Origin of the sequence: Hymenobacter piscis (genome assembly GCF_018760735.1) — a bacterium.
GTDB lineage: Bacteria > Bacteroidota > Bacteroidia > Cytophagales > Hymenobacteraceae > Hymenobacter > Hymenobacter piscis.
In genome coordinates, this window is sequence record NZ_JAHHZN010000021.1 from 46,491 (window position 1) to 70,120 (window position 23,630).

Below are 23,630 nucleotides of genomic sequence, written 5' to 3' on the forward strand. Positions count from 1 at the left end.
AAAGGCTTCGCCTCAGCGGCGGGGCCTTTTTTGTTTCGGCGGCGGGCGAATGGCCCGAAGCTTGCGGGGCGGCCGGACGGTTGTGGTTAACCTAGGGCGCGCAAATGCAGTACACGGAAATAGCCCGGGCTGTCAGTGGTTTCGGTTATTGTTGTCTTGTACTTTTACCTTTCTATGCATCACTTCGCCTCCACATCGGCTTTTGTCACTCTGTTGCTACTGGCGGGCTGCGGAGAACCCACGAAAACAGAAAAGACCGAAGCGGCCCTCATTACCCCCGCCGACACCGTAGCCACGGCCACCAAAGAGCTGGAACTGCCGGCTCCCTACGCCACCGAATCAGTGACCAAGCGCAGCCGGATTGTGGAGTGGCCCCAGGCCGAGATGCCCGCCGTGCCCACCGGCTTTCTGGTGACCCAATACGCGGCCGGGCTGGAGAGTCCGCGCAATATGTACGTGCTGCCCAATGGCGACGTGCTGGTGGCCGAGGCCAACACCGTACCCACTGACACCAAGGAGAAAGTAGCCGCCGCCCTCAAGCTCGACCCCTCTAAATCGTTGCGGCCGACCAGCGCCAACCGCATCACGCTGCTGCGCGATGAAAAGCAGGACGGCCGGCCCGATACCCAGACCGTATTTCTCAAGGACCTGAACCAGCCCTTCGGCATGCTGCTGCTGGGCGGCTACTTCTACGTGGCCAACACCGACGGCGTGTGGCGCTATCCCTACCAGGAAGGCCAGACGAGCATCACGGCCCCGGGCGAGAAAATCCTTGACCTGCCCGCCGGCGGCTACAACAACCACTGGACCCGCAACCTGCTGGCCAGCCCCGACGGCCAGAAAATCTACGTATCGGTGGGCTCGGCTTCCAACGTGGGCGAGCACGGCATGGAGGAAGAAAGGCGCCGGGCCAACATTCTCGAAATTAACCCCGACGGCAGCGGTGAGAAAGTGTACGCCGCCGGCCTGCGCAACCCCGTGGGCATGGACTGGGCCCCCGGCACCAATGTGCTCTGGACGGCCGTGAATGAGCGCGACGAACTGGGCGACGAGCTGGTGCCCGATTACCTGACCAGCGTGCAGGCCGGGGGCTTCTACGGCTGGCCCTATGCCTACTTCGGCCAGCACGAAGACCCGCGCCGCAAGGGCGAAAAGCCGGAGTTGGTGAAGAAATCCATCGTGCCCGAAGTGCCGCTGGGGGCCCACACGGCCTCCCTGGGGCTGGCTTTTTACGATGCCGAGGCGTTTCCGGAACGCTACCGCAACGGCGCCTTCATCGGGCAGCACGGCTCCTGGAACCGTTCCGAGTTTTCGGGCTATAAAGTGGTATTCGTGCCCTTCAGCGCGGGTAAGCCCAGCGGGCCGCCCGAGGATTTCCTGACCGGCTTCATTGCCAACGCCGAAAAGAACGAGGTGTACGGCCGCCCGGTGGGCGTAACGGTGCTGCCCAACGGCGTGCTGCTGGTAGCCGACGACGCCGGCGGTAAAATCTGGCGGGTGGCCGCCCAGTAGCCTTCCTGCTTTATCTCACCAGAGCCACTTCCCGCCGGGAGGTGGCTTTTGTTTTGGCCGTACCTTCGGGGCCTATGAACAAGCTGCTGAGTGCCGGGCGCCGCCTGCTGAGTTACGTGCTGCCCCTGACGCGCCAAGTGGCCTCCGCGCACAGCGGCACTTTGCGCGTCACGCTCTACCGGGGCCACAAGGTGCTCGACACGGCCCAGGCCAATTACAGCTACGGCACCTTGCAGCGGGTGCTGCGCTACGGCCTGCTGTTTGCGCCCGCTCACCCAACCGGGCCGGTGCTGCTGCTGGGCCTGGGCGGCGGCTCCGTGATTCCCACGCTGCGGCAGGAACGGGGCGTTACGGGCCCCATCACGGCCGTGGAGCTGGACCCGGTGGTCATTCAGGTGGCGGCGGAGGAATTCGGAATCCGAACCGGCCCGGGGCTAAACGTCGTTTGTGCCGATGCTTTTGTCTGGGTGGCCACGGCCCCGGCGGCCACGTTCGAGCTGGTGGTGGTAGACCTGTTTCTGGATCTGGAGCTGCCCGCCGGGCTGGGCGAAGCCGCCTTCTGGCGCAGCCTGTGGCACCTCACGCGGCCCGGCGGCTGGGTGCTGTGCAACCTGCTGGTAACGGCCGAGTTCTGGCCCGATGGCCGGGAATTGCCCGAATTTCTGGCGGAACTGGGCTTCGAGGTGCGGGACTTGGCGGTCGAGCAGCTCAACCGCCTGCTGATTCTGCGCAAAGCGGAAGCCTGAACCATCCGGCGGGCGGAACCCGGTGCGCAGCCGTTTGCTGCTAACCTGCTTTCTTTGCACGCTCAATCCCCCGCTATGGAAATCCTCAAGGACCTCATCGACTTCGTACTGCACCTCGACAAACACCTGGCTGCCATCATTCAGGATTATGGGGCCTGGACCTATGCCATCCTGTTTCTGATCATCTTCATGGAAACCGGGGTAGTGGTGCTGCCCTTTCTGCCCGGCGACTCCCTGCTGTTTGCGGCCGGCTCCCTGGTGGCTTTGCCCGGCTCCCCGCTCAACGTATGGGTGATGATGGGGCTGCTGATTGTGGCCGCCGTGCTCGGCGACGCGCTCAACTACCACATCGGCGACTACCTGGGGCCGCGGGTGTTCCGGGAAAATTCCCGCTTTCTGAAGCGGGAGCACCTGGAGCGTACCCAGGCCTTTTACCAGAAGCACGGAGCCAAAACCATTATTCTGGCCCGCTTTATTCCCATCATTCGCACCTTTGCGCCGTTCGTGGCGGGCGTGGGCACCATGAAATACAGCAAGTTTCTGGCCTACAACCTCTCCGGCGCGGTGCTGTGGGTAACGCTGCTCACGGGGGCCGGCTACTTCTTCGGCACCATTCCGGTGGTGCAGAAAAACTTCTCCCTGGTGGTGCTCGTCATCATCGTGCTGTCGGTGCTGCCGGCGGTGTGGGAATTTGCCAAGGCCCGGAGCCCGAAGAAGACGCCGGTGGCCTGAGTAGAAACTTTCTGCGCGTGTACGCCCGAAAACCGCCTGCTCCGCGAGGAAAGCAGGCGGTTTTTTTGTTGCTTACCCTTCCAACCCCATGTTTAGTTTATGCCCGAATTCGGATTGCTCGGCCGCTCGCTCAAACACTCGTTTTCGCAGACGTACTTCACCCAGAAGTTTCACAACCTCGATCTGGCCGACCATCACTACGAGTTGTTTGAGCTGGCCACCATGCACGAGCTGCCCGGCCTGCTGGCGGCCCACCCCAACCTGCGCGGCCTCAACGTCACGATTCCCTACAAGGAGCAGGTCTGGCCGTTTCTGAATGAGGTGGCTTCCTCGGCGGCCCGGGTGGGAGCGGTGAACGTGGTGGAGTTCCGGGCCGATGGCCGCCTGGTGGGCCATAACACCGATTACGTGGGCTTTCGGGAGTCACTCCGCCACTTTCTGGGGCCCAGGCCGCCGGCCGGGTTGCGGGCTCTGGTATTGGGCAGCGGCGGAGCCTCGAAGGCGGTGGAAGTAGCCCTGCGCGATTTGGGCATCGGCTACTGGGTAGTATCGCGCAATCCGCTGGGCCACGGCCTCACCTACGACGACCTCACGCCCCGCCTGGTACAGGAACACGCCCTCATCATCAATACCACGCCCCTGGGCACCTTCCCCGACGTGCAGGAGTGCCCGCCCCTTCCCTACGCCGCCCTCACGCCCCAGCACTACCTCCACGACCTCATCTACAACCCCACTGAAACCGAGTTTCTGAAGCGTGGCGCCGCCGCCGGTGCCCAAGTCAAAAACGGCTTCGAAATGCTCTGCCTCCAGGCCGAAGCCGCCTGGCAAATCTGGCAGGGAGAGGTGAAATGGTGAGATGATGAAATGGTGAGTTTGATGTTCAAAAGTCCTGACTGCGCAAGTGGCGCGGCAAAGGGCAACAGAACATCAAACTCACCATCTCACTATTTCACCATCTCACTATTTTACCCGCCCTGGCCGCCGGAGCTGCTTTGTTTGGAGTCGTTGTTCTGGATGGTGCGGCGCTGGCGGCCGCCGCCCTGGAGGCTGCCGAAGCGGTAGTTGAAGGAGAGGCGCATGTTGCGCTGGTAGGAGTAGAAGCGGCCGTAGTTGACGAAATCCGGCGTGGTGGTAGTGCTGCGGAATTCGCGGCCGGGGGCCAGGAAATTGTTGGCGCCCAGGGTCAGATCGGCCTTTTCGGCTAGCAGCAGCTTCTTCAGACTCAGGCCGTAGTACACGCCGCCGGAGTAGCGGGTCTGGAGCTGGACGCCGCCGGTCCAGAAGCCGCCGTAACCCTGCATGGTGTAGGATTTGCCGAGCTTGTAGGACGAGTTCAGGTTCAGGTACAGGCTGGCCCGGCTGCTGACGCGGCCCAGCACGGCGCTGCGCAGGCGCGTGTAGTCGCCGCTCAGGTTGGTGCTCAGGTCCCAGCCTTTCGCCGGTTTCCAGGAGCCGAACAGGTTCAGCCCGTAGTTGTACACGGTGGCCAGGTTGCCGTAGGTGGTTTCGTTGCGGGCCAGCGTCTGGTTGTAGCGGCTGTAGCGCTCAATGGAATTGCCTACCCGCCGGGCAAAGCCCGAAAGATTGAGCGAGGATTTCTCTCCGAACGTGCCATAGGTCAGTTCCAGCTGGTCGGATAGCTCGGGCCGGAGCTCGGGGTTGCCAAAGTCCACCGAGTTCGGCGTAATCTGGTTCACGTAGGGGTTCAGGTAGTAGATATGAGGTCGTTGGATGCGGCGCGAGTAGCTCAGCCCCAGCGTCTGGCCGTCTTTCTGAAGCGTGCGGGTGACGTTGAGGTTGGGCAGCACGTTGAGGTAGGTGCTGCGGAAGCGGCCCGCCTCGTTCTGAAACTCGCCCTCGATGGCCGTGTGCTCCAGGCGGGTGCCCAGGCTGAACGTGGTTTTCTTGCCCAGGGCGAAGGCATACGTGCCGTAGCCGGCCAGCACGTTCTGGCGGTAATCGAAGCGGTTGGAGCGGCGGCGGCTGCGCGTAAAATCGGGCTGCACGGCTACCAGCAGGGTATCCAGGTTATAGTCGCTGCGCACCTGGCGGCCGATGCGCTTGGCCCCGACTTCGAGCTTGTTCTTCTCCTTGAAGGGCAGAATGTAGTCGGTCTGGAGCGTCGTTTCCAGGTTGTGGGCCAGGTTCAGGCTGGCTTCGCGGTACTCAACAGGCCCTTCCCCGAGGGTAGCCGTCGGAAACTGGTCGAGGCGGTAGTCCTGCTTGTTGCGGCTGTTGGTGTGCTGGGCCAGCACCACCCACTCCCGGCCCGGGTGGGCCTCGCCGAAGGTGCGCGTGTAGCCCGCGTTCAGGTCGTAGTTACGGTTCTGGCCCTGCTGGCGAATGTCGCGGGTGTAGAGCGTATCGAGTGAGGGCTGGCCGGCGTAGCGGTTGTAGAGTTGCTGGGGCGAGCGGCTGTCGTAGAGGTTGCCGTTGCCGCTGAGCGTGAAGCTGTGCCGGGCGGAGGGTTCGTAGGTGAATTCGGCTTGCCCGTAGCCCCCGTTGCCGATGTTGCGCGACATGGTACGCTCCACCAGCTCGCCGGTGCTGCCATCGGCCAGGAAGCTGGTGCGCTCGGTCTGGCTCTTGAAGGGGTACACGTTGTGGAAGGTGCTGAGCTTGGTGTTCACGCCCACCGGGCCCTTCTGGGCGTTCAGGCTGCCGTTCAGGCTCTGGTTGCGGTTGCCGGTGCTGGCGCCCACGCTGCCGTTTACGCCCTCCAGGTTGCTCTTTTTGAGCACGATGTTGATGACTCCGCCGCTGCCCTCCCCGTCGTAGCGGGCCGAGGGGGCCGTCACCACCTCAATGGCCTTGATCTGGTCGGCCGGAATCTGCTTGAGCGCCTCGGCCAGATTGCCCGAAAGTAGGGCCGAGGGCTTGTTGTTGAGCAGAATCCGCACGTTGCTGGTACCGCGCAGCTGCACGTTGCCTTCCCCGTCGAGGTTGACCATGGGCGTTTTGCGCAGCACATCGGCCGCCGTGCCGCCGGTGTTGGAGGCATCCTGATCGGCGTTGTACACGAGCCGGTCGGGCTTGGTTTCGATGACGGGCCGCTCCCCGGTTACCGTTACGCCGGCCAGGTTCTGGGCCGAGGCTGTGAGCGGCAGCGTGCCCAGGGCCAGCAGCTCCGCCCCGAGGGTGACGGGTTCCAGCCGGGCCGCGTAGCCCACGAAGCTGATCTGGAGGCGAAACGAACCGGTGGGCAGGTCGCGCAGCTCGAAGCGGCCTTCCGCGTCGGCGGTGCCGCCGAGCAGGGGCGCGGTGCCGGTGGCGGGCAGCAGGGCCACGGTGGCAAACTCCACGGGCTTGCCGGTGGCCGCATCGACCACGCGGCCGGTGAGGCGGCCGGTTCCTTTGGGGGCCGGAGTTGTAGTGGCGGGGGAGGTAGTCTGGGCCCACGCGGCCGGCGCGGCAGCCGTAGCCAGTAACAGCAGCAGGATAGTCTGCTTCATCAACAAGAGCAATAAAAGGAGTATAGGATAGCCCCGCGGAGGGAGAGGCTGGGAAGAACCAGAAAGAAGGAGGGGGTAAGCCCTCGTAAACGTAGACAGTAGGCGAGGCCGGGAGTCGGAAAATTCAACCACCGTTGCATGCGTAGTCAACCAAATGCCCCGGGCCGCCCGCCAGCGGCCGCCGGGCGGCTCGTAGCCCGCGGGGCGGAGTTGGTTGAAGCCGGCGGCGGCACTGGTTGAAAACGCGGGGTGCGCTGCCGGCCGATGTCGTATTTTGAGCCGTTTTCCAGCCCCGCTCCCTCTGTTACCGCCCGTCTTTTCCCCGCCCGCCCGCCGCTCGCGCCCTCTGCGGCCCGCGCCCGCCTGGCTCCGGCGTATTCCGTGGCTGCACCTGGCCTGGGTGGGGCTGCTGCTGTACTTCGATCTGCAGGGCTGGCTGATGCGGCAGGGCGTGCTGGTGCCGCCCGTGGCGGAAAACTTCTGGTCCCTGGCCCTAACCACCGACGTGCTCGATTCGGGCCTGTTCTACTTCAACTGGCTGCTGATGCCCCGCCTGTTCCGGCGCGGGTGGCTGGGGGCTTACCTGGCGGCGCTGGGGCTGGGCCTGGCGGCTTTCTGCGCGCTGCGGATTGGGGTGAGCTACTGGTTTGAGGAAGTGAAGGTCCAGGGCCAGTCGCAGCCGCTGAGCTACTATGTGCAGGTGCTGCAGAGCTACTACCTCTTGCTGGGCGGCCTGATTCTGCTGCTGAGCTTCTTTCTGCGTCTGGCCGGCGACTACCTGCGGGAGCTCGGCCACCGCCGCGAGCTGGAGCAGCAGCACCTGCGCACCGAGCTGGCCCTGCTCAAAACCCAGCTCCACCCGCACTTCCTGTTCAACACGCTCAACAACATCTACTCGCTCACCCTGCACGCCTCGCCCCAGGCCCCGGAAGCGGTGCTGCGCCTGGCCGAGCTCATGCGCTACCAGCTCTACGAAAGCTCCGACGACCTCGTGCCCCTGGCCCGCGAAATCAGCCACCTGCAAAGCTTCCTGACGCTTCAGCAGCTGCGCCTGCCCGCCGGCGAGGAGGCCGACGAAGCCATTGAGTTCCGGCTGCTGCTGCCGCCCGGCGCCGAGCACGCCCTGCGCCTGCCGCCCATGCTGCTGCTGCCACTGGTGGAAAACGCCTTCAAGCACGGCGACCTCACGGCGCGCCCCCACGTGGTGCGCCTCACCCTGGAGCTGGCCCCCGACGGGCAGCTGCACTTCCTGGTCCGCAACCGCGTGGCCCCCGATGCGGTCCCGCCCGGCGGCGTGGGCCTGGCCAACCTGCGCCGCCGCCTGGAGCTGCTCTACCCCAACGCCCACACCTTGGCCGTCACGGCCAACACCCAGGAATACGCCGTGCGGCTGTCGGTGAAGGTGAAATAGAGAAGTGGTGAAATGGTGCGTTGACGTTTAACAAGCCTTATTGCACCAGTTGCCCCATCCGCCCCGTCAGGCTTCCCGAACATCAACTCACCATTTCACTATTTCACCACCTCACCACATGGAAACCCGTCGTCCGATTAGCTGTATTGTGGTGGATGATGAGCCGCTGGCGCTGAAGGTGCTGGTGGATTTCTGCCGGCAGGTGCCGTTTCTGGAGCTGCGGGGGCAGTTTCAGGAGGCGCTGGCGGCGGCGGCTTTCTTGCAGGATACGCCCGTGGACGTGGTGTTTCTCGACATTCAGATGCCCCGGCTCACGGGCTTGCAGCTGGCCCAGCTGCTGCCCGTGCCGCGCCCGCGCATCATCTTCACCACCGCCCACCCCGATTACGCCGTGCAGAGCTACGAGCTGCCGGCCCTGGATTACCTGCTCAAGCCCATTTCCTTCGAGCGGTTCGTGCAGGCCGCCCACCGGGCCCGCGCCGCCCTGCTGCCGCCCGCCGCCCCGGCCCCGCACCCCGCCACCCCGCCGGAAACCCCGGAAGCCGCCGATGAGGTCCTGTTCGTGCGCCACGACGGCCGTTTGCGCCGCCTGCCGGTGGATGATATTTTTTACGTGGAGGGCCAGAAGGAGTACCTGATGTACTACACGGCCACCGGCAAGCTGCTCATCCTGCAGTCCTTCCGCAAGCTGGAGGAGCAACTGCCCGCCGGCCGCTTCGCGCGCATCCACAAGTCCTACCTCATCAACCTGCGCCACCTCGAGTTCGTGGAGCGCCACCGCGTGCAGGTCCACGGCACCGGTCTGCCCATCGGCGAAACCTACCGCGACGGGCTGCTGGAAGTGCTGCGCTACCACGGGAAGTTGGGATAAATAGCCCGGTGTTATGCTGAGCAGAGCGAAGGAACTTGTCACGCGTGAAGAGCCACTATAACGACTCGTTTGTGCGTGATAAGATCCTTCGCTTTGCTCAGGATGACAGTGCTTCTTGATTCTTTCTATAGCGGTTTTCAGGTTGCTGTACAGGGTGTAGAGACGCAACATTTTGCGTCTCGTCGTTGAACGGACCAGCCGAACAACGTCAGCAACGACGAGACGCAAAATGTTGCGTCTCTACACCCTGTATGTCGACTCGAAATTTGCTCTAATTTCCCTGCTGGCCTTGTTGCCCATCACCGCCGCTCTTGGTATCGTCGTTGCGGATGCTGCGGCGGCGCTTGGGGGGCTGGTTCGAGACTTTGCCGAAGCGGTAGTTGAAGGCCAGCCGGACGCCCCGCAGGTAGATGTAGTTGTTGCTTTCCTGGCGGAACTGGTCGGTGTCGAGGGTGGTGCGCAGGTTGCGGGTGGCGGAGAGGAAGTTATCGGCGTTCAGGGTCAGGTCGGCTTTGTCCTTGAGCAGGTTTTTGCGCAGGCCCAGGGAGTAGAACGTCCAGGCCGCCTGCCGGCCCTGGAGCTGCACCCGGGGCGAGTTCAGGCCGCCGAAGAACTGCAGGCTCAGGCCCTTTTCAAATTTGTAGCTTGAGTTCAGGTTCAGGTTGTACTGCACGCCGCTGTTGTTGAGGCCCAATGAAGGGCTTTTCAGCGAGACGTAGTACACGTTCACGTTGCCGCTCACATCCCACTTTTTGGTGGGCTTGAACGAGCCGAACACGCTGCCCCCGTAGGTGGCGTTGCGGCCGATGTTGGCATAGGTTTGCTCGTTCACGCCGTTTTTAACTTCGCGAACCGCTTCAATAGAGTTGTCGGTGCGGCGTACGTAGGTGCTCAGGTTCAGCACCGAGCCCTTGATAAAGGTGGTGTAGTTCAGCTCGTAGCTGTCGGTCAGCTCGGGTTTCAGTTGGGGGTTGCCGAAGCTCACGTTGAGCGTATCGGCGGTGTTGCGGAAGGGGTTGAGGTAGAAAATCTGGGGGCGCTGAATGCGGCGGGAGTAAGCCAGGCGCACCGATTCGCCGGGCTTCTTCTCGTTCTTGGGCTGGAAGTTCAGACTCAGGTTGGGCAGCACGTTGGTATAGTTCTGCGTGACGCCCGAATTCTCGCTCTGCTGCTGCTGAAAACGCCCGTCGATGCGCGTGTTTTCCACCCGGGTGCCCAGTTTGAAGCTCAGCTTTTTGGAAGCCGCAAAGCCGTAGCTCGCGTAGCCGGCCAGCACGTCCTGGTCGTAGCTGAACTCGTTGGAGCGGTCGGGGTTGAACTGCGGGTCGAGGGTGGCAGCGTTGGGAAGGCTGTTGAATACGTCGTAGTCGCTGCTCACGCGGCGCAGGATGGCCTTGGCCCCGGTTTCGAGGGAGCTGGTTTCCGAAAAGGGCTGAACGTAATCGGTTTGGAGGGTGGTTTCGAGGTTGCGGGCCAGGTTGTCGGATTCTTCGCGGTACTCCTTGGCAGCATTTTCGGTGGTGCGGCCCCCAAACTGGTCGAGGCCGTAGGCCTGCACGTTGCGGTTGCGCGTGTGCTGGGCCAGCACGCTCCACTCGCGGCCTTTCTGCCCCTCAAAGGTGCGGGTATAGCCCCCGTTCACGTCGTAGCTCTGGGTGCGGAACCGGCGGTCGGTGTCGCGGGTGAAGTCGTTGGCCACGGGCAGCAGCACGCGGTTGTACTGGTCGTAGGTGCCGCTGTTGCGGAACAGGTTGCCCTGCACGTTCAGGGTCAGGTTATGGAAGGGGGCCGGGTCGTAGTCGAGGCCCAGCCGGCCGAAGCCGCCCCCGCCCAGGGTGTTGCCGTCACCCTCCTGCTGCAGGGTCAGCTGCTCGGCGCCGGCGGGCGTTTTGAGGTAGCGCGTGAGGTCGTTGCGGTTGGGACTGTAGAAGGCAAAGCCGCTCAAAGAGCTGGTCAGCCCGATTTTGCCTTTGCGGTAGTTGAGCGAGGCGTTGCCGTTGGAGCTGCGCGTGCCCGCCGCCAGCCCCACCGAGCCGTTGAGGCCCTGCAGGTTGTTCTTCTTGAGGATGATGTTGATGATGCCGCCCGTGCCTTCGGCGTCGTACTTGGCCGAGGGCGTGGTAATGACCTCCACGCTCTTGATCTGGTCGGCCGGAATCTGCTTGAGGGCATCGGCCACGCTACTGGCCACAATGGCCGAGGGCTTGTTGTCGATGAGCACCCGGATGTTGCTGGAGCCGCGCAGCTGCACGCCGCCGTCGGGGTCCACGCTCAGCAGGGGCACCTTGCGCAGCACGTCGGCCGCCGTGCCGCCGCTGTTGGTCAGGTCTTTTTCGGCGTTGTAGACGATGCGGTCCGGTTTGGTTTCGATGACGGCCCGTTCGCCCGTCACGGTTACTTCGCCCAGGTTCTGGGTTGTGGCGGCCAGGCGCACGGCGGGCACGCTGGTCAGCCCCTCGGTAACGGTTACGGGCACCAGCTGGGCCGCGTAGCCGATAAAGCTGATCTGGAGCCGAAACTGCCCGGCGACCAGCCCTTTCAGGCTGTAGCGCCCTTTTTCGTCGCAAACGGTGCCATCGAGGGGGGATTCGCCACTCAGGGGCAGCAGCGTGACGGTGGCAAACTCCACTGGCTTCTTCGTGGCCGCATCAAGCACCACGCCTTCCAGCCGGCCGGTGCCTTTGGGGGCCGTGGGCAGCATGGGTTTGGTAGCGGCCGTCGGCGGCGGGCCGGCGGGCCGCTGACCGGCGGGCGGGGTCGTTTGGGCCAGGACCGGGGCCGCGAGCAGGCCCGTGAGCAGGAGGGGAAGGGTAGCGTGTTTCATAGAGATTGGTAGAGAGAAGGATGAGTGCGCAAAGGGCGTCGCCACCTAGGCGGGGCGCAAGAAAAATCGGCTGAAGTGTAGCGGGCGGGTTCCGGAGCGTGAGGCTGGGGGCGAAACCGCGCGGGTAGGGTTGTGGCCGGGGCTGCGGCAGACAAGGCCGGGACGCGGGGCAGAGGAGTAGCGCAGTAAGACAAAGCTCCGCCAGCCGCGTTTACCACGTCGTTTTATTCAACAAATCCGATACTGGCAACCGGCAACGCCCCCGCCCCGCCCGCCAATGCAGCCCCGGCGCGGGCTAGCGTACCTCCCGGAAAAACACATTTCCGCTGATGGATTCGAGGCGCAGGGCCGGGCCGGTGCCCTCGCGCAGGCTGCCGCGCACCTCGTAGCCCACCGGCGAGCGGTACCGCTGCGGCTGAAACGCCACCGAGGGGCTGGTGTACACCTCGCCCGTAATGGACTGCAAAGCCACCTGGGCGCTGCGGTTGGCCGGCCAGCTCACGTCCACAAAGCCGCTGATAGATTTGGCGCTCAGCGGGCCCGTGAGGCCCTGTACTTCCACGTTGCCGTTGATGGTGCTCAGGCGCAGGCTGGTGTTGGCGGGCAGCGTCACCTCGCACACAATATCAGCGCACACCCGGGCCGAGTTCTTGCCGCCGTAGTACCACGACACGCTATCGGAACAAGTGCCGGGCGCGGCCTGGGCCAGGCGCTGCTGGTCCAGGTCGGCCGTCACGGTAAGCTGCGAGTCGGTGCGGCTCAGATTCAGCCGGAAGGCGTCGTTGAGGGTGTTCTGGTTGATATTCACGGTGGCCCGTACCCGCAGCTGGCCGTCGGTGGCGGGCCGCACCCGAATGGTATGGGCGAATTTCAGGTTCAGCACCACCGCCTGGGTGGGCGCTACGGGAGCGTGTTGCTCGGTAACGGTCTGGGCCCGGGCGGCTAGGGCGGCCGTGAGGGCCAGCAGGCCCGGTAGCATGAAACGGAACATGGCGAGTTGGGAAAGGAGGTGAAGAAAGCAGAGGGCCTTACTTGGCTTTGCGCAGGTACACGTTGCCGCTGATGGTGTGCAGCGTGATCTTGAAGCCGCCCCCGTTCAGGGGCACCGTCACGGTTTGGCCGCCCACCCGGTTCAGGCCGTTGGCGGCGGGCTTGGGGTTCAGGTCGAAATCAGTGTATACCTCCCCCGACATGGAGCGCAGGCTGAGGGTGGTTTTGGTGGTGGCAGGCATCGTCACGTCGAGGTTGCCGCTGATCAGCGACACGGCCGTGGGGCCCTGGGCCCCCGGGGCCAGCTGCAGCGTCACGTCGCCGCTGGTGCCGTTGGCCACCACCGGGCCGCTTATGCCCGTGAGGGTAGCGTTGCCGGCTTTCATGGTCAGCTCCAGGCAGCCGCTGAGGTTGCTCACGGTCAGGTTACTGGCCGTCCAGGTGCCTTCCCGAAACGTGAGGCTGGTGTTGCGGGGCACCCGCAGGGTGTAGGTAGCCTCCTTGCGGGCCACCTGCTGCACCCGTATCGTGTTGCCTTCCAAGCTCACAGCCAGGCCCTGACGCGTGTTGTCCTCGGCCGATTGGTACACCGGGCGCAGGCCCTCGGCGCGCTTGGGCGGAGCCTCGTAGGTGCCGCCTTTGATGAGCACTTCGTCGCCGTCGTAGGTTTCCACCACCACGTCGCTGCCGCGCATTTCCAGCAGCAGGCGGCGGTCCTGGCGGTTGGCAAAGCGGGTTTTGTATTCCTGGGCCCGCAGGGCGGGAGCCACGCCGGCCGTCAGCAAGGCCAGCAGTAGGAGCTGTTTCATAGAGTTGAAAAGAAGGGGAGATGAAGAAAAACGATGGGGTAGGCGCTGCCCGGCAACGCCCCCAGGCGCGCCCGCAGTACGGTGAAAAGCAGAGAGAGAAAGACGGTTAGATGAGCAGGCCTAGGCCCCGCTCGGCCTGTTGGCGCACGGGCGGCAGCACGCCGGGCTGCCGGGCCAGCTGCTCCAGCGGGGCCACAGCGCGCTTATCGCGCAGGGTGGTGAGCAGCTCAATCAAAGTCAGCTGCACGTTGGGGTCGGTTTGGTTGGGCAGGGCCTGCACCAGGGCCGGGCCCACGCGCGGGTCGGTGCGGAGCTGGAACAGGGCTTCGGCCGCGGCCAGACGCACGTTGGGGTTGGGGTCGGCGTTGAGCAGAGTGATGAGCACCTGCACGGCCGGGTCGCCGGGCTGCACCTCCGCCGGCACGGCACTCACCAAACTCAGCCGCCGGCTGGCCGGGGCCGACTGTACCATGGCCGCCGTGAGCCGGGCCGCCACCCCCGAATCGGGCGCGGGCTGGCGGGCTACTTCCGGCTGGCCCGGCCGCAGCAGCAGGCCCAGCACCATGCCCATCGCCAGCAGCGCCACCGAAGCCGCTACCCGCAGCCACGCGCCGGCTGGACTGGCTTCCCACAGCGGCAGCACCCGGCCCGGGCGGGGCGTTTCAGCGGGCGTTGCGGCGGAAGCAGGCAGGTGCTGCTTTTCGTGGGCAATGGCGGCCAGCAGCGCGTCGCGCAGGGTTGGCGGGGGCAGCAGCAGCGGCTCGTCGTCGAGGGCGTGGAGCAGGGTGCGGAGCTGTTGCACCTGCTGCCGGCAGGCCGGGCACCGGGGCAGGTGGGCCGCCACGGCGGCGCTGTCACTGGCCGGCAGCTCCTGCTCCACAAAGGCGGGCAGCAGCGGCCGTAGCGCAGGGCACTCGGGAAGTTCAGCGGGATGAGCAGGAAGAGCAGCCATAAAAATCAGGGGCCGAAGCCCGTACGCGTTAGTTGAAATACACCGCCCGCAGGGCCTCCAGCGCCCGGTGGGCCTTCACCCGGGCCGCCCCCTCCGAGCACCCCAGCATTTCCCCGATTTCGGCGTAGCTAAACCCCTGGAAGCGGTGCAGCACCAGCACCTCGCGCTGGGCCGCCGGCAGCAAGCTCAGCGCCTCCTGTACCGATTGGGCGCAGTCGGCAGTGGCGTGGTGGTGCTGGGCGGCGTGGTGATGGTGGGCGGTGCGCTCCAGGTGGTCGAGGTCGGTGGTGGGACGGTGGCGCTGCCAGTGGTCGGCGTGTACGTGGCGGGCCAGCTGGTACACCCAGGTGCGGAAGCTGAATGCTGGTTGAAAGGTGTGGCGGTACTTGAGTACCCGCAGAAACACGTTTTGGGTCAGGTCCTGCCCCACTTCCCGGTTGCCGCCGTTGAGGCGAGTCAGGAAGCCGAACAGCGGGCCGTGATACCGCTCAAACAGCAGCGTGAGCTGGTCCAGGTGGTCGGCCTGAACCTGAAGCATCAGGTGCTCGTCGCTGAGAGGAGAAGGTGCTGCCACGCGGTGCTGCGGATAGGAATGTTTGCTTCGATTACCGGGCAAGTAACCATTCGTTACACGCCCCCCGAAAAATATTTTTCCCGGCCCCGGTGGCGCTTGTACTTCGATAAAGCAAATGGCTGTTACGCCGGGTAGAAGCCGGTTTTCCGGTTGCGGGCAGATGGAGCAAAGGTGCGCCTCTTCGCGTGTTTTCGGTGCATGGTGTCAAGCGGTATAGTTCCTCCTGGCAGAAGATGCGAAGGGGCGCGGTTCCACACTTGGTAGACGAAGGCTTTAACACAGAAATGCCCCTGCCGGGTAATCGGCAGGGGCTTGAGCGAAAAGAAGAACCGAGGCAGAATTACTGACTCACGTTGCGGCGCAGCAGTACCACGTAGCCTGCCACCAGGGATACCCCGAACCAGAGCAGGGAGTGCCACTCGGCCGGGGCCAGAGCCGCCGGCACGGTCAGCCCGGGGTCGAACTTCATAAGGCGCAGCACTACGGTAGGGGCGGCGTAGGGCACCAGGTGGATGTACTCCCAGCGCAGCAACGTCAGGGCCGAGACAATGCCGCCAATGCCCAGGGCCAGCGGCCCCACGAAACTACGGAATATGAGGGCTGCCGCGTATTGGACGCCCAATATGCCCAAGCTGGCCAGGTAGCTGTGGCCCAGCATCCGCAGCACCGGCAGCAACTCAATGGAATGGCTCTGGAACCCCAGCCCGGGCCGCACCGCGCCCAGCAGGTGGCCGGCCGCCAGCAGTAGCCCCACGTACAGCACTTGCGCCACTGCGTTCAGCGCCAGCAGCAGCAGCAGCTTGCTGCCGAATACCGCCCCCCGGCCGACGGGCTGGGCCAGCAGGTGCTTCCAGCCGCTGGCCCGGTTTTCCAGGTTCACTACCAGGCCGGTGAGCAGCACCACAAACATCGGCAGCAAGAGCACCGAGGCCGTTTGCCAGCTCATGCCCACGTACTGCAGCCACGGGTTGTCGCCGGCTTTCACCAGGTAGCGGCCTTTGAAATAGAAAATCAGAAAGTTGAGCAGTACGGGCAATGCCCCGCCGCCCAGGGCCAGCCAGAGCGCGGCCGTGCGCTTCAGCTTCAGGGTGTCGGCGGCCAGGGTGTGGCGGAGCTGGGTGAGTGGGCCGGGCAAAGGATAGGCTGGATTCATGGCAAGGAGAAGGTGGCACGGACTTCAGGCCGTAGCCCGCGGAATAAAGAGGCTGTTTAAAAAGCTGGGGAGGGTGCGGACTGAAGTCCGTGTCACATTATCGGGCAGCTTCTTCCGTCAGGTGCAGGAAGGTGTCTTCCAACGAGGGCTGCTCCAGACGCAGACCGTAGAGAGGCTGCCCGGCCGCCACCAGGGCGGCGGCTACCTCAGCAGTGTGCTCCTGGCTGAGCCAGGGCAGCCGAAGCGTACCGGGGCCGGCCACCGTGGCGCCGGCCAGCAGGCCCGGCAGCAGGTTGCGGCAGGTGTCGGCGTCCTGGGTTTCCAGCACCAGGCGGCCGCGGCCGGTTTGCAGGCGCTGCAAATCGGGCAGGCTGCCCTGGAACACCAGCCGGCCCTGCTGAATCACGCCCACGTGGGTGGCTACTTTCTCGATTTCGTGGATGAGGTGGCTGCTGACGAGGATGGTTTTGCCGTGCTCCTGGCGCAGGCGCTGCAGCAGCTCGCGCATCTCCATAATGCCGTTGGGGTCGAGGCCGTTGGTGGGCTCATCCAGCAGCAGCAGGTCGGGGTCGGAGAGCAGGGCAATGGCCAGGCCCAGCCGCTGCCGCATGCCCAGCGAGTACTCGCGGGCCGGACGGTGGGCGTTATCCGTGAGACCCACCAGGGCCAGCACCTCGGCGGTGCGGTGGGCCGGCACGCCCCGCAGGCGGCGGGTGGCCTCCACGTTTTCGCGGCCCGTGAGGTGGTCGTAGAGGGAGGGGTTTTCGATGAGCGCGCCCACCCGGTTCAGCAGCGCCACCCGGTGCCGGCCCAGATCATGCCCGAACAGGTGAACGGAGCCGCTGGCGGGCCGCAGCAACCCCAGCAGCAGGCGCATGGTGGTGCTTTTGCCGGCCCCGTTCGGCCCCAGAAAGCCGTAGATGCTGCCCGCTTCTACCTGCAGGCTGACTTCGTGCAGGATGGGGCGGGAGCCGAAGCGGAAATGGAGGTTCCGGGTTTCGAGCAGGAGCGGGGCAGTGGGATTCATAGCGCAGAAAGACAGGGAGAACGGCAGCAAACATAGACGCTGGGCTATAGTGCAACGGCCTTATTCAACCAACCCGCCGGCCCCGCCCCGAAACGATGCTTTTCACCGCGCAAACCCGTTTGGGGCGCCGTTTATTCGCGTCCTGCGCGTTAACCCGGCCGGCCGGGGCGTTGGCGGTGTCAGCATCGGCGTTCATTGAAAAAGCGGGTTTTTCGGGCGGGAGCGTGCTATTTTCGAAGATGGAAATTGCCGCCGTACCGTCCGCTGGGGCGAAACCCGTTGCTGCCGCCGCCGTACCCCGGCTGCCCTGGCGGACCCGCGTTCGGGCTTGGCTGCGGCCTACCACCTGGTCGGCCACGCCGGAAGCGGCCCGGGTGCCGCGCTGGGTACATGCCGTGCTGTGGCTGTGGCTGCTGGGCATTGATGGGCTCAAGGCCAGCAACGTGCTTTCGCTCATGCCCCGCTTCCCGCTCACGGCCGCCGAGTGGCAGCCGGTTTTTCCGCTGCTGGGCCGGTTGGCGCTGGAGGATCTGTGCGCCGCCACCTTGTTCTACCTGACCTGGCGCTGGCTGGTGCCCACTACCCTCGGCCGGGCCCGGGTGGGGCAGTACGTGGTGCTGGCGACCCTGCTGGCTTTGCCCTACGTGGCCGTGACGGGCTGGCTGGTACCTCAGCTTTTTCCCAGCGGGTTTCACGTAGCCTCCTACAGGGTGAAGGCCCCGCCGGCCGGCTCGGGCAAGCCCGCTACGGTGGTGGTAGACGGGAGCAAGGCGAAAAACCAGTCTTCCCGGAGTCCGTCGATGCTGCTGTTCGGCTCCGCTATCCTGGGGGCGTTTATCGTGGGCAGCGGCTCAGCCCTGCGCATCACCGGCGACTACATCCGGGGGCAGCGCAACCGCCGGGAGCTGGAACGCCAGCAGCTGCTCACGGAGCTGGCCATGCTCAAAACCCAGATCAACCCGCACTTCCTGTTCAACACGCTTAACAACATCTATTCCCTGACCAGCCGCAAATCGGATAAGGCCCCGGAAGCAGTGCTGCGCCTTTCCGAAATCATGCGCTACCTGCTCTACGAAAGCAGCACCGATACCGTGCCCCTGAACCGGGAGCTGGCCCATTTGCGCAGCTTCCTGGATTTGCAGCGGCTGCGGCTGGCGGCCTCGGCCCAGGAAGCCATTGTGTTGAACATTGAAGGTGCCGACCCGGATTGTGCCCACCCCATCGCGCCCCTGCTGCTGCTGCCGCTGGTAGAAAATGCCTTCAAGCACGGCGACCTCACGGCCCGCCCCGTGGCCGTGCACATTTCCCTACACCTGGCCCCCGACGGCCTGCTGCGCTTCTCGGTGCTCAACCACGTGGCCCCCGCCGATGCCGAGCGGGAGCTGCCCCGCCAGCCCGGCGGCGTGGGCCTCGTGAACCTGCGCCGCCGCCTGGAGCTGCTCTACCCCAGCCGCTACGCCCTCGACGTGCAAACCAGCCCCGAGCAGCACCGCGTCACGCTGGTGCTATTGCCGTGAGGTGAAGGGCTGAGCTGGCGGCCGACTTAGCCGGCCAAGCCGGCGCGTCTGCCCGCCCACAGTTGGGGTAAGTCTCCCGACTCACGGCCGCGCAGCGGCCATACGGGCCTGTACGCTGCTACTGTTATACCAGAAACCCGCATATTTAATGGCGCGGGCGGCCCGGTCCCGCATGGCCGTCTTCGGCGGCCGCAAGTCGGGAGACTTGCCTCCTGTATCGGCGGGCAGACGCGCCGGCTTGGCCGGCTAAGTCGGCCGCCGGTTCGCTCATTCACTACTTCACTCATTCCCCGATGACCTGCGTAATTCTCGACGACGAACCACTGGCCCTGGATCTGCTGGCCGATTATTGCGCCCAGGTGCCGGGCCTGGAGTTACAGGCGCAGTTCGATGACGCGCTGGCGGGCCTGGCCTATTTGCAGGATAACCCGGTAGATGTCGTGTTTCTCGACATTCATATGCCCCGGCTGACGGGCGTGCAGCTGGCTCAGTTGCTGCCCCAGCCCGGCCCGCGCATCATCTTCACCACCGCCTACGACCAGTACGCCGTACGCAGCTACGAGCTCAACGCGGCCGATTACCTGCTCAAACCCATTGCCTTCGAGCGGTTCGTGCAGGCCGTGCAAAAGGTGCGCCAGCAGCTACAGGCACCACCCGCCGCCAGTCCGGCCCCGGCGGTGGCCCCGGCTCCCACCGAGCCGGTGGCCGCCGATGCCATGTTCGTGAAAAACGAGCACCGCCTCCAGCGCGTGGCCTTCGATGACCTGCTCTACATTGAGGGCATGAAGGAGTACCTGATGCTCTATACCACCACCGGCAAGGTGCTTACGCTCCAGTCGTTTCGGCGGGTGGAGGAGGTGCTGCCCCCCGACCGGTTCGCCCGCATCCACAAATCCTACCTGGTTGCCCTGAGCCGCATCGAGCACGTGGAGCGCGGTAAAGTGCAGGTGGCCGGCCGTCTGCTGCCCATCGGCGACACCTACCGCGAATCTTTCAACGCGTTAATAAAGGCCTATAATCAGCTGTGAGGCAGATTTTAGAGCTGAGAATTGAGAGCTTAGAACAAAGAAAAAGAACGTCATCCTGATGGAAGCGAAGAATCCTGTTACGTTAGCCCGACTCCATTGTAACGGTTCGGTCTAATCGTAATAATATCCTTCACCTCCCTTGGGATGACGTTCTTGTTCTAAGCTCTAAAAGCTACGTTCTAGGCTCTGATTTCTAGGCTCTAAGTTCTCAATTCTGAGTTCTAAAAGCTAAGCTCCACAGCCTAAGCGCTGAGCTTCTTGGCTATTTCGGAAGAATGACGACCCTGGAACCGGGCGCCTTCCAGCTCATTCTCGCTGGGCTGCCGCTCGCCCTGGCCGCCGGCCACGGTGCTGGCGCCGTAGGGCGTACCGCCGGTTACTTCGTGGTGGCCCATCTGGCCCTGCCAGGCGTAGGGCAGGCCCACGATGACCATGCCGTGGTGCATGAGTTCCGTCTGGAGGGCGCGCAGGGTGGTTTCCTGGCCGCCGTGCTGAGTGGCCGTGCTCACGAAGCAGCCGCCCACTTTCCCTACCAGCTTGCCCTGGGCCCAGAGCGCACCCGTTGCGTCCAAGAAAGCCTGAATCTGGCCGCAGACGTTACCGTAGCGCGTGGGCGTCCCGATGATAATCGCGTCGTACTGGTCAAGCTCCTCGGCCTTGGCTACGGGCAGGTGGTCGAAGGCCTTCTGCGCCTCGGTCGCCCCGATTTTGTCCAGTAGCTCCTTGGGTAGGGTTTCAGGCACGCGTTTGATGACGACCTCATTGCCGGCTACCTCACGGGCGCCTTCGGCTACGGCCTCCGCAAGTTTCCAAACGTGCCCGTAAGTGGAGTAGAACAGAATCAGGGTTTTCATAAGGCGGAAAAATTAAGGGAGGAAGAAATGAAATAATCCGGACCGCAATAGCCGGCCGCAGTTGGTGTGTATCTACACGGAAAGGGGAACGGGGAAGTTGCGAAACCCGGAATTTTATGACAAAAACTACTTGATGGTGAAATGCTTATCTTGGGTGCCTCGAAAATCACGCGCAACTATGCAACCTCCGGCCGCCCGTTCGTCCTCTTAAAAGCGAATCCCCGGCTGACCGCTGGATCAACAGCCTTATTTATCCGACTTCGCAGCGTATGCAGCATTCTTACTTAAGCGGAACTGGGCTCCCGGAGGGAACCACCGCGAGTGCGCGTCTAACCACCGGCCCGGCCCGGACTGCCCGATGAGCGCCCTGTCGGCCCCGTTGGCGGGTGGGCTACGCAGCCTGCTACCCGGCCGCAGCGCGGCGCGGGCGGAGTCAGTATCGTCATCGTTATCCGCTCCTGTGCGTACCCTGACTCCGCCCGCGCAGCTCTCCGATCTGGAGCTGCTGGACGGTTGCCTTGCCGGCAGCCGCCTGATGCAGAAGTATCTCTATGAACGATTCGCGGGCCGCATGATGGCCGTGTGCCTGCGCTACGCCCAAACCACGTTCGAGGCTGAAGATGTGCTCCAGGAAGGCTTCCTGACCGTGTTCAAAAACCTGGGCAGCTTCCGCCGGGAGTGCCCGCTCGAGTTCTGGATCCGGCGCATTATGGTAAACGCGGCCCTGCGCCAGCACCGCCGCAACGCCCCGCTGGTGGCCGTCAGCGACGGAGGTGACTACCCCGAAGACCTGGCCGGGGAAGAATTCACGCTCTCCAACTACAATTTTGAAGAACTGCTGGGGCTGATCCAGGATCTGGCCCCACGCTACCAGATGGTGTTCAACCTGTTCGCCATCGAAGGCTACGGCCACAAGGAAATCGGTGAGCTGCTGGGCATTTCCGAAGGCACCAGCAAGTCGCAGTATTCCCGGGCCCGGGCAATTTTGAAAAGTAAAATCGAACGTCTCGACGCTCACCGCTCCCATGGCTTCCGCTCCTAACACACCTGATACTCCCCAGCCCCCGCGCCCGTCCGGCGACCTGGAGCACCTGTTCCGGCAGAAATTCGCCGAAGCGGAGGTGACCCCGCGCGCCGGTTTCTGGGACCAGCTCGACCACGAGCTGGTGGCCCAGCAGCACGAGCAGGTGCTCCGGCAAAATACGCTCTACCGCCAGCGTGCGGCCACCTACCGCTGGGTGGCTGCCGCCTGCCTGCTGCTGGCCCTGGGCTTCGGCAGCTGGGCCTTCCTGAATCAGTCGGGCCCGGGCGCCGCCCCGCCGCTGGCCGCCCGGCACCCGGCAAGCATTTCCGCCCTGCCCACCGAATCTGACCCCTACGGCACGGGGCTGACCTCTGCTCCGCCGGTGGCGGGCCTCGGCCTCGGCTACGATACGGCCACCGGTACCCTGGCCAGCGCCCCTGACGAAACGACGACCCTGGCTGCCACGGCCGCGGCTGGTCAGCGCGGCCGGTTAGGCAACCTGGTGGCGGCCCTTTACGCTGCCGATGGCGGTGCCGTGGAAGGCCTGCACGCCGGTTCGGGACACGCGCAAACCTACGCGGGCGGCTTCGAAGCCTTCTTCGCGGGGCAGGGCGGGCGGCCGGGCAATAGCTCGGAATCCGCTTTTCTATCGAATTTCGGCGGGCTGCTGCCCCGCTCGTCGGCCCTGCGCCGCGCCCTGGGCCTGCGCCGCCCCGACACCCTGAAGCCCGCCCTGGCTGCCGCCCCGGTGGCTCCGCTGAACCAGGAAGTGGCAGCGGTGGAAGAGCAGCCCAAACCCACGGCCAAGCTGTGGAAACGCCTGCGCCTGGGGGGCAGCTACGCGGTGGGAGCCTTCAACCCCAACATCAACTTCTCCCGCACCGATGCCCGCACCAATGCGGACGCGCTGACCAACGCCCTGCGCACCTACTACCAGGACGAAGCCGAAAACGAATACCGCCGCAACCTGCGCGCCGGCCTGAGCCAGCGCGTGGTCCTGACGGCCTCCTACGCCCTGGGGCGCCACTGGACGGTGGCCTCGGGCCTGGAAGCGGCCGAGCAGCGGGCCACCTCGGCCACTACGTACGGCTTCCTCGACGGCAAGCAGGTGGGTAGCGAGTCGGCGGCTATTTTCGGGCGGCCGGCCGCTTACTCGGCCCCGGTGCAGCCCCGCACTACCTCCTACCGCTACCGTACGGCCGCCGTGCCCGTGAGCGTAGCCTACGGCTCGAGCCACAAACCCGGGTTGTCGCTCTACGCTAAAGTGGGCGCGGTGGTGAGCGTACTGCTGAACAGCCGCTCGGAGCTGGAGGGCGCCCAGGCCGTGACCCGCAAATACTCGCTTAAATCGGCGGAGTCGCCCTACCGGCCCGTGTTTGCTTCCGTGCGGGGCGGGGCCGGCATCCGTTACCAGCCCGTGCTGGCTACCTGGAACGTGGCCGTGGGCCCCACGGCCGAAACGTTCGTGACTACCCTCAACGCCAACCCCACCCAGCGCGCCATGAACCAAAGCCGGCCCTACAGCATTGGGATGGAAGCCAGCCTGGAGTTTGGCGGCACCAAACCCATGCCCGGCGTTCAATAGCCTCTACTCGGATAATACAATGACTCGTTTGCGTCTTTATCTGGTCGGCTGGCCGCTGCTCCTGTTGGGGGCGGCGGCTTGCTCCGTTACGGCCGATGAAGTGTTGCCCCAGAACTGCGCGGGCAACTTCTCTCTCACCCTCATTGAGCAGCTCAAGCAGAAGCCCAAGCAGACGCCCGCCGCCGAAATCACCCAGTACACCTACCAGGGCCGCACCGTTTACCTCGTGACGGGCGGTGACCCCAGCAACTACAGCTACTTATTCGACAACTGCGGCAACGTGGTGTGCGCGGCCGCCGGGGGGACCAACAACACCGGCGACGGCCGTTGCGCTGATTTCGCCGCCACGGCCACCAACCGCACCCTTATCTGGCGCGACCAGCGGTGAGTATTGGGTTGCGTTACCAACGCTTCGTTTTTCGCCAAAAGCCTGTCTTCTTTCACCTTGTCCTTACCCAAAACTTGCGAAGCGCGTCGGCCGGAAGGCCGACGCTTTTTTGTTGCGGGGTTAGGGGCTATTCGTCGCGTAGGTGCGCCGCCAAGTGGACGCCTTCGACGAGCAGGCGCAG

Annotated in this window: 20 protein-coding genes; 11 read left to right on the forward strand and 9 right to left on the reverse strand. The window is 64.5% G+C overall.

What is annotated here, in order from left to right; all coding sequences use genetic code 11:
* Window positions 1–174 precede the first annotated feature (174 nt).
* The 4 genes from KLP40_RS17560 to KLP40_RS17575 all read left to right on the forward strand — a co-directional run bounded on the left by KLP40_RS17560 (window position 175) and on the right by KLP40_RS17575 (window position 3,845).
* Window positions 175–1,512: a PQQ-dependent sugar dehydrogenase gene (locus KLP40_RS17560; RefSeq protein ID WP_215595133.1), complete on the forward strand. Its 1,338-nt coding sequence runs from the start codon at window positions 175–177 to the stop codon at window positions 1,510–1,512.
* Window positions 1,513–1,586: 74 nt separating this feature from the next.
* Window positions 1,587–2,258, forward strand: coding sequence for a spermidine synthase (locus tag KLP40_RS17565; RefSeq protein WP_215595134.1), 672 nt, complete (start codon window positions 1,587–1,589; stop codon window positions 2,256–2,258).
* A gap of 75 nt (window positions 2,259–2,333) precedes the next feature.
* Window positions 2,334–2,990, forward strand: coding sequence for a DedA family protein (locus KLP40_RS17570; RefSeq protein WP_215595135.1), 657 nt, complete (start codon window positions 2,334–2,336; stop codon window positions 2,988–2,990).
* Window positions 2,991–3,089: 99 nt separating this feature from the next.
* Entirely contained in the window at window positions 3,090–3,845 is a 756-nt protein-coding gene (locus tag KLP40_RS17575) for a shikimate dehydrogenase family protein (RefSeq protein WP_215595136.1), read from the forward strand.
* Between the two features lie 110 nt (window positions 3,846–3,955).
* Here KLP40_RS17575 and KLP40_RS17580 read toward each other — a convergent pair whose 3' ends face one another.
* Window positions 3,956–6,442, reverse strand: a complete 2,487-nt coding sequence (locus KLP40_RS17580) for a TonB-dependent receptor domain-containing protein (RefSeq protein WP_215595137.1) — start codon at window positions 6,440–6,442, stop codon at window positions 3,956–3,958.
* A gap of 274 nt (window positions 6,443–6,716) precedes the next feature.
* Here KLP40_RS17580 and KLP40_RS17585 point away from each other — a divergent pair, with 274 nt between their 5' ends.
* Window positions 6,717–7,853, forward strand: coding sequence for a sensor histidine kinase (locus KLP40_RS17585; protein ID WP_215595138.1), 1,137 nt, complete (start codon window positions 6,717–6,719; stop codon window positions 7,851–7,853).
* A 118-nt stretch (window positions 7,854–7,971) separates the two neighbouring features.
* Window positions 7,972–8,724: a LytR/AlgR family response regulator transcription factor gene (locus KLP40_RS17590; protein WP_215595139.1), complete on the forward strand. Its 753-nt coding sequence runs from the start codon at window positions 7,972–7,974 to the stop codon at window positions 8,722–8,724.
* A gap of 271 nt (window positions 8,725–8,995) precedes the next feature.
* On the opposite strand, the gene KLP40_RS17595 is transcribed toward KLP40_RS17590, so the two are convergent.
* The 7 genes from KLP40_RS17595 to KLP40_RS17625 form a co-directional block, all read right to left on the reverse strand.
* Complete coding sequence (locus KLP40_RS17595) at window positions 8,996–11,548, reverse strand: outer membrane beta-barrel family protein (protein WP_215595140.1); 2,553 nt, start codon at window positions 11,546–11,548, stop codon at window positions 8,996–8,998.
* 295 nt (window positions 11,549–11,843) lie between these two features.
* Window positions 11,844–12,539 carry a DUF4097 family beta strand repeat-containing protein gene (locus KLP40_RS17600; RefSeq protein WP_215595141.1) on the reverse strand — a complete coding sequence of 232 codons (696 nt, stop codon included), beginning with the start codon at window positions 12,537–12,539 and terminating at the stop codon, window positions 11,844–11,846.
* A gap of 37 nt (window positions 12,540–12,576) precedes the next feature.
* A complete protein-coding gene (locus tag KLP40_RS17605; RefSeq protein WP_215595142.1) occupies window positions 12,577–13,347 on the reverse strand; it encodes a DUF4097 domain-containing protein in 771 nt (256 codons plus the stop codon).
* 106 nt (window positions 13,348–13,453) lie between these two features.
* A complete protein-coding gene (locus tag KLP40_RS17610) occupies window positions 13,454–14,299 on the reverse strand; it encodes a HEAT repeat domain-containing protein (RefSeq protein ID WP_215595143.1) in 846 nt (281 codons plus the stop codon).
* Window positions 14,300–14,327: 28 nt separating this feature from the next.
* Window positions 14,328–14,873 carry an RNA polymerase sigma factor gene (locus KLP40_RS17615; RefSeq protein WP_215595144.1) on the reverse strand — a complete coding sequence of 182 codons (546 nt, stop codon included), beginning with the start codon at window positions 14,871–14,873 and terminating at the stop codon, window positions 14,328–14,330.
* A gap of 340 nt (window positions 14,874–15,213) precedes the next feature.
* Window positions 15,214–16,026 (reverse strand): ABC transporter permease, encoded by an 813-nt coding sequence (locus KLP40_RS17620; RefSeq protein ID WP_215595145.1) that lies wholly within the window; start codon window positions 16,024–16,026, stop codon window positions 15,214–15,216.
* Between the two features lie 97 nt (window positions 16,027–16,123).
* Entirely contained in the window at window positions 16,124–17,053 is a 930-nt protein-coding gene (locus KLP40_RS17625; protein WP_246558980.1) for an ABC transporter ATP-binding protein, read from the reverse strand.
* 239 nt (window positions 17,054–17,292) lie between these two features.
* On the opposite strand from KLP40_RS17625, the gene KLP40_RS17630 reads away from it, so the two are divergent.
* Both KLP40_RS17630 and KLP40_RS17635 read left to right on the forward strand, forming a co-directional pair.
* Window positions 17,293–18,570, forward strand: coding sequence for a sensor histidine kinase (locus KLP40_RS17630; protein ID WP_215595146.1), 1,278 nt, complete (start codon window positions 17,293–17,295; stop codon window positions 18,568–18,570).
* Between the two features lie 293 nt (window positions 18,571–18,863).
* On the forward strand, window positions 18,864–19,598 hold the full coding sequence (locus KLP40_RS17635) for a LytR/AlgR family response regulator transcription factor (protein WP_215595147.1): 735 nt from the start codon (window positions 18,864–18,866) through the stop codon (window positions 19,596–19,598).
* 242 nt (window positions 19,599–19,840) lie between these two features.
* Here the strand turns inward: KLP40_RS17635 and wrbA are convergent, their stop codons facing one another.
* A complete protein-coding gene (gene wrbA / locus KLP40_RS17640) occupies window positions 19,841–20,452 on the reverse strand; it encodes an NAD(P)H:quinone oxidoreductase (RefSeq protein ID WP_215595148.1) in 612 nt (203 codons plus the stop codon).
* 460 nt (window positions 20,453–20,912) lie between these two features.
* Between wrbA and KLP40_RS17645 the strand changes: the two genes are divergently transcribed.
* The 3 genes from KLP40_RS17645 to KLP40_RS17655 are packed head-to-tail and all read left to right on the forward strand — an operon-like array spanning window position 20,913 to window position 23,449.
* Entirely contained in the window at window positions 20,913–21,494 is a 582-nt protein-coding gene (locus KLP40_RS17645) for an RNA polymerase sigma factor (RefSeq protein ID WP_317196791.1), read from the forward strand.
* Window positions 21,478–23,061 (forward strand): hypothetical protein, encoded by a 1,584-nt coding sequence (locus KLP40_RS17650; RefSeq protein ID WP_215595150.1) that lies wholly within the window; start codon window positions 21,478–21,480, stop codon window positions 23,059–23,061. The genes KLP40_RS17645 and KLP40_RS17650 overlap by 17 nt, the downstream gene beginning before the upstream one ends.
* 19 nt (window positions 23,062–23,080) lie before the next feature.
* Complete coding sequence (locus tag KLP40_RS17655) at window positions 23,081–23,449, forward strand: DUF6970 domain-containing protein (protein ID WP_215595151.1); 369 nt, start codon at window positions 23,081–23,083, stop codon at window positions 23,447–23,449.
* The last annotated feature ends 181 nt before the right edge of the window (window positions 23,450–23,630 follow it).

Excerpts from the sequence above, each read along its gene's own strand:
- KLP40_RS17625 (WP_246558980.1), bottom strand. The coding sequence starts at position 17,053 with ATGAATCCCACTGCCCCGCTCCTGCTCGAAACCCGGAACCTCCATTTC.
- KLP40_RS17605 (WP_215595142.1), bottom strand. The coding sequence starts at position 13,347 with ATGAAACAGCTCCTACTGCTGGCCTTGCTGACGGCCGGCGTGGCTCCC.
- KLP40_RS17620 (WP_215595145.1), bottom strand. The coding sequence starts at position 16,026 with ATGAATCCAGCCTATCCTTTGCCCGGCCCACTCACCCAGCTCCGCCAC.
- KLP40_RS17565 (WP_215595134.1), top strand. The coding sequence starts at position 1,587 with ATGAACAAGCTGCTGAGTGCCGGGCGCCGCCTGCTGAGTTACGTGCTG.
- KLP40_RS17595 (WP_215595140.1), bottom strand. The coding sequence starts at position 11,548 with ATGAAACACGCTACCCTTCCCCTCCTGCTCACGGGCCTGCTCGCGGCC.
- KLP40_RS17600 (WP_215595141.1), bottom strand. The coding sequence starts at position 12,539 with ATGTTCCGTTTCATGCTACCGGGCCTGCTGGCCCTCACGGCCGCCCTA.
- KLP40_RS17570 (WP_215595135.1), top strand. The coding sequence starts at position 2,334 with ATGGAAATCCTCAAGGACCTCATCGACTTCGTACTGCACCTCGACAAA.
- wrbA (WP_215595148.1), bottom strand. The coding sequence starts at position 20,452 with ATGAAAACCCTGATTCTGTTCTACTCCACTTACGGGCACGTTTGGAAA.
- KLP40_RS17580 (WP_215595137.1), bottom strand. The coding sequence starts at position 6,442 with ATGAAGCAGACTATCCTGCTGCTGTTACTGGCTACGGCTGCCGCGCCG.
- KLP40_RS17575 (WP_215595136.1), top strand. The coding sequence starts at position 3,090 with ATGCCCGAATTCGGATTGCTCGGCCGCTCGCTCAAACACTCGTTTTCG.
- KLP40_RS17610 (WP_215595143.1), bottom strand. The coding sequence starts at position 14,299 with ATGGCTGCTCTTCCTGCTCATCCCGCTGAACTTCCCGAGTGCCCTGCG.
- KLP40_RS17590 (WP_215595139.1), top strand. The coding sequence starts at position 7,972 with ATGGAAACCCGTCGTCCGATTAGCTGTATTGTGGTGGATGATGAGCCG.
- KLP40_RS17630 (WP_215595146.1), top strand. The coding sequence starts at position 17,293 with ATGGAAATTGCCGCCGTACCGTCCGCTGGGGCGAAACCCGTTGCTGCC.
- KLP40_RS17560 (WP_215595133.1), top strand. The coding sequence starts at position 175 with ATGCATCACTTCGCCTCCACATCGGCTTTTGTCACTCTGTTGCTACTG.
- KLP40_RS17650 (WP_215595150.1), top strand. The coding sequence starts at position 21,478 with ATGGCTTCCGCTCCTAACACACCTGATACTCCCCAGCCCCCGCGCCCG.
- KLP40_RS17655 (WP_215595151.1), top strand. The coding sequence starts at position 23,081 with ATGACTCGTTTGCGTCTTTATCTGGTCGGCTGGCCGCTGCTCCTGTTG.
- KLP40_RS17635 (WP_215595147.1), top strand. The coding sequence starts at position 18,864 with ATGACCTGCGTAATTCTCGACGACGAACCACTGGCCCTGGATCTGCTG.